Genomic DNA, 5,322 nt, shown 5'->3' on the forward strand with positions numbered 1-5,322 from the left:
AAAAGTTGTCCATCGCTCAGCTAATCATTATCTGAATATCTGGCTTGGTTTGTTTGTGTTTTAATTCTGTTAAGAATTATGTTTGTTTCTATAAATTAACCTACTGTTTAATTTTCAAAGTTCATATTGAGCAATTTTGTTCTTGTTTTATTTTATTTCGTCCGTTTCTTAAGGACAAGTAATACTATATCATTTCAATTTGATAACGTCAATACTTTTTCTTTTTTTTTTTAGTTAATTTAAAACTAAATTTTATTCTTAAATTTATCCACATTATTAACATATTACTAAGACTGTTATCACTTAATATTAATAATATTATCCACATTATTAATAGATTTATTAACAATTTATTTTCTATTTATTATTTAAATAAATTTAGCTTAATTGCTATTCATTCAAATTTATTACTTAGATAACAATGATCATTACCTAAATCTTATTGTATTTTATTCACCATTATATCAATATCTATTTTTCTTTATAAAAAATTCACTTCGCTTGAGCGACCTGTCGACGAAACACTTCATATCGCCAACGGCTCTGCGCGTTGCTAAAAATCTTTTTTACTTTTACTAAGTACGTTGACATTGCTTAAATGTAGTAACTTATCCACAGTTTTTTAGGCAATATAATTTCCTTAAGCGTAAAAAAAGCGGATAAAGCCTAATCAGCTTTATCCACTCTAACTTATTTTGCACTACATAATTGTTCTTCCATATATTCATTAGCTAAAAATACTTGTCTATTTATTAAGCTTTTTTGAACATCTATTATTCTTTGATTAGATGATCCTCTAAATCTTAAGTTTATATCCCTTTTTTCATATATAAACTTTCCATCTACTAAAATATCTATTTGATTTAATAAATTTAAATTTTTAAAATAATGAGGATTTTTACTATCCAATAATTGCTCAAATGTAAAACCAGTATATGCCCATACATCTAAATTACTGTTTTTAGCTTCTTTAGCTATTTTTTCTAAAGGTTCTTGTTGTAAAAATGGTTCTCCACCTGATAAAGTTATACCTCTTTGCAACTTTCGCCCTTTAATATTAGTTATAATTTCATCAATATCCACTTCATAACCTCCATTTAAATCATGAGTCTGTGGATTATGACACTCACTACATTTATGAGTACAACCTTGAGTCCATACAACCATTCTTAATCCAGGTCCATCTACTATACTATCAAACGATAAATGCGACGATAGTCTTATTTTCATAGTATCTTTCCCCCTATTATTATTTATGTTTTACTCTATCATGAACCTCTGCTTGTTTTGCATTGTTAAATCTATCTACTGTTCCTACTAGATATCCAGTGATTCTTCTTATTCTTTCAAATTTAATATTACTTTCATCTTCATTTCTTCCACATACAGGACATATATTTCCTTCTATTACCCCTGAAAATCCACAAATAGGATCTCTGTCTACAGGATGATTTATACTTCCATATCCTATGCCTTGGTCTTTCATCGCTTTTATAACTGTTTCAAAAGCTTCTAAATTATCTGATGGATTTCCATCTAACTCTACATATGTTATATGCCCTGCATTAGTAAACTCATGATACGGAGCTTCTATTCTTATTTTATCAAAAGCACTTATATTATAATATACAGGTACATGGAATGAATTTGTATAATATTCTTTATCAGTAATTCCTTCTATTTCTCCATATAACTTTTTATCTATATTAGTAAACCTACCAGAAAGTCCTTCTGCTGGAGTTGCCATTAAAGAAAAGTTTAATTTATACTTACTACTTGCCAGTTCCATTCTTTTTCTAATATGAGACACTATTTTTAATCCTAACTCTTGTGCTTCTTCACTTTCTCCATGATGTTTACCTGTTAAAGCTATCAGACATTCTGCTAATCCTATAAATCCTATTGTTAATGTTCCTTGTTTTATAACTTCTTTCAATGTATCTTCAGGACCTAATTCATTAGAACCTCTCCATACACCTTGACCCATTAAGAAAGGGAAATTCTTTGTTTTTTTATTACCCTGTATTTCCATTCTTTCTAATATTTGATCAATAACTAAGTTTATTTTTTCATCTAATTCTCTAAAGAACTCATTGATGTTACTCTCTTTACTATTTACTATACCGTACTTTATTCCTAATCTAGGAAGGTTTATAGTAGTGAATGATATATTGCCTCTTCCACTAACTACCTCTTCTCCACACACATTACCAAGCACTCTGGTTCTACATCCCATATATGTAGCTTCTGTTTCAGGTTGTCCTTCTTTATAGTATTTAGCATTAAATGGAGCATCTAAGAAGCTAAAGTTAGGGAATAACCTTTTTGCAGAAACCCTACATGCTATTTTAAATAAATCATAATTAGGATCTTCTGAATTTAAATTTATTCCTTCTTTAACCTTGAATATTAGTATTGGGAATATAGGTGTTTCCCCATTACCTAATCCTTTTTCTTGAGATAACAATACATTTTTAGTTATCATTCTTCCTTCTTCGCTTATATCCGTTCCAAAATTTATACTAGAAAACGGAACTTGTGCTCCTGCTCTAGAGTGCATTGTATTTAAATTATGAATAAATGCCTCCATTGCTTGATATGTTCTTTTATCTGTTTCTCTATATGACTCTGTAAATGCAAAGTTTTGTATATTATTTATACTACTTTCATCTAAATTAAATTCTTTATTTAATAATTCAGCTTCATATGTTAAATACTCTTCATTCTTCTTTATACCGACTTTAATTCCTGTATTATCTTCTGATTTATTTACTATAACTTCTACTTGATTACTTACATCCATATTTTTAAGTAATTTTAAAGCTTTAGATATATTTCCTATATAAAACTTTTTAAACGTTTTATATACGCCTTTAGCTAAACCATAATCAAAGAATGGTATACTTTGACCACCATGTTGATCATTTTGATTGCTTTGTATAGCTATCGCAGCTAATGCTGAATAACTTATAATGTCATTAGGTTCTCTTAAAAATCCATGCCCTGTAGAGAAACCTCCTTCAAATAATTTTGCTACATCTATCTGGCAACAAGTTAAAGTTCCCATATTTAAAAAATCCATATCATGTATATGTATATCTCCATTATCATGTGCAAATGAATGTTCTGGCTTTAATATATGAGTTTTGCAAAACTCTTTAGATACAGCACTTCCATATTGAAGCATCGTTCCCATAGCTGTATTTCCATTAATATTAGCATTTTCTCTTTTAATATCTGCGTCATCAGCATCTTCAAACGTTATTTCTTCTATTGTTTTCATTAATCTAGTTTTAGAATTTCTTATTCTACTTCTCTCGTTTCTGTAAATTATATACTCTTCACTTGTTTTAGCATGACCAGTTTCTATTAGCACTTTTATAACTGCATTTTGTACATCTTCTACTCCTGGTATTAAATTTATATTCTTTTTATTTAATAGCTTTATCACTTCTTGAGATAGTTCTTTTGCTATATTATAATCTGGTATCTTTTCTTCTTTTTCTGCTACATTGCTCGCCGCTAAAAATATAGCTCTTGTTATTCTATCCTCATTAAAAGGAATAATTCTTCCATCTCTCTTCTTTACAAAATTAATCAATTAAAAACGCCCCCTTATCACTATATATTGTATCACATTTACATTCCAACCACTATATGTAGTATATCAAGTTTAAAAAAATTCCCTTTAAATTTATTAAAGGGACTTTCTAATTTATCACTAATTTAGATTACCAAATTTGTACATAATAGTCAAACTGACTTAAAACCTTGAAAATGCTATGTGGATAATTTCAAACCTAGCATTTGTAAGTGTTACAAAAAACAAAATATTTTTCATATTTTTTGTGAAAATTTATCCTCCTTTATATATATTTTTAGAATAATCTGTATAATATACTTAAACATGAAAAAAGGGGGAATATTTTATGTTATCAAATAGACTTTCATCTATAACACCGTCTTATACTATAAGTATAAGTTCAAAAGTATCAGAAATGAAACTCAGAGGTATCGATGTAATTAATCTTAGTATTGGTGAGCCAGATTTTAATGTTCCTAATAAAGCAAAAAATTTCGGGATAGAGTCATTAAATAAAAATTTAACAAAATATGACATGGTACCAGGACTTAAAATATTACGAGAAGAAATTTGCAATAAACTTTCAAAAGAAAACAATTGTATTTATTCACCTGATGAAATAGTAATATCTAGTGGCGCAAAAAATTGTATAACCAATACACTTTTAGCATTACTTAATGAAAATGATGATGTTTTGCTTCCAAAACCATATTGGGTTAGTTACCCTGAAATGATTAAACTAGTAAATGCAAATCCGATTCTTATTGATACTAAAGAAGATAATAATTTTAAATTAACAAAATATGATTTAGAAAAATATATTACTCCTAAATCTAAACTTTTAATTTTAAACAATCCTTCAAATCCAACTGGAAGTGTTTATTCTAAAGAAGAATTAATTCACATTGTAGATTTTTGTACAAAAAATAATATTTATATATTAGCAGATGAAATTTATGAAAAAATCTGTTTTAATAATAAGTTTATATCAGTAGCTTCTTTAAATGAAGATGCAAAAAATATAACTATTACTATAAATGGTTTTTCTAAATTTGCAGCTATGACAGGATTACGCTTAGGATATTCAGCTTCAAATAAAACTATCGCAAAAGCTATTAGCACCATTCAAGGTCATTTAGTTTCACATCCCAGCTTAACTACACAATACATAGGATACAGTGCATTAAAAGAGTGCTCTGAAGATATCAATGAAATGGTTGCTTCCTACAAAAAAAGGAGAGATTTAATATGCGACAAACTAAATAATATACCTTATATAAATTATATTTATCCTAATGGTGCTTTTTATGTATTTATCAATTTAGAGAAAATCAAAGAAAAATTTAATTATAAAAAAAGCTTTTCTATAGATTTTTGCAATGAATTTTTAAATAGATACCATGTAGCTGTAGTTCCTGGAATAGCATTTGGTATGGATAATTATATACGTATATCTTTTGCTTGCAAAGAAGAAACCTTCTTAAATGGTTTAGACCAGTTAAATAATTTTATATTAGATCTTAAAAACTCTTTTAGTAAAAACTTATAAAAATAGGAATAATCAATTTAATAAATTGATTATTCCTATTTTTTAATAAATAAAAAAGATTACGTGGCTACGTCTTACTCTCCCAGGAGGTTGCCCTCCAAGTACCATCAGCGCTAAAGAGCTTAACTTCTGTGTTCGGAATGGGAACAGGTGTATCCTCTTTGCTATAATAACCACATAATCTTTATTT

General features: G+C 27.8%; 3 protein-coding genes and 1 rRNA gene. 1 reads left to right on the forward strand and 3 read right to left on the reverse strand.

The genetic code is table 11. From position 1 onward, the window contains the following. Positions 1-690 precede the first annotated feature (690 nt). Both nrdG and ACRC03_RS18520 read right to left on the reverse strand, forming a co-directional pair. Entirely contained in the window at positions 691-1,230 is a 540-nt protein-coding gene (gene nrdG, locus ACRC03_RS18515) for an anaerobic ribonucleoside-triphosphate reductase activating protein (RefSeq protein ID WP_438654087.1), read from the reverse strand. Between the two features lie 19 nt (positions 1,231-1,249). Further along, entirely contained in the window at positions 1,250-3,601 is a 2,352-nt protein-coding gene (locus ACRC03_RS18520; protein ID WP_438654088.1) for an anaerobic ribonucleoside triphosphate reductase, read from the reverse strand. A gap of 328 nt (positions 3,602-3,929) precedes the next feature. On the opposite strand from ACRC03_RS18520, the gene ACRC03_RS18525 reads away from it, so the two are divergent. After that, positions 3,930-5,132: a pyridoxal phosphate-dependent aminotransferase gene (locus ACRC03_RS18525; RefSeq protein ID WP_438654089.1), complete on the forward strand. Its 1,203-nt coding sequence runs from the start codon at positions 3,930-3,932 to the stop codon at positions 5,130-5,132. Between the two features lie 61 nt (positions 5,133-5,193). Here ACRC03_RS18525 and rrf read toward each other — a convergent pair. Continuing rightward, positions 5,194-5,310, reverse strand: a 5S ribosomal RNA gene (rrf, locus tag ACRC03_RS18530). Positions 5,311-5,322 lie beyond the last annotated feature (12 nt).

The sequence above is a fragment of the Romboutsia sp. genome, from assembly GCF_051659545.1.
Taxonomy (GTDB): domain Bacteria; phylum Bacillota; class Clostridia; order Peptostreptococcales; family Peptostreptococcaceae; genus JBOFOR01.

Excerpts from the sequence above, each read along its gene's own strand:
- ACRC03_RS18525 (WP_438654089.1), top strand. The coding sequence starts at position 3,930 with ATGTTATCAAATAGACTTTCATCTATAACACCGTCTTATACTATAAGT.
- nrdG (WP_438654087.1), bottom strand. The coding sequence starts at position 1,230 with ATGAAAATAAGACTATCGTCGCATTTATCGTTTGATAGTATAGTAGAT.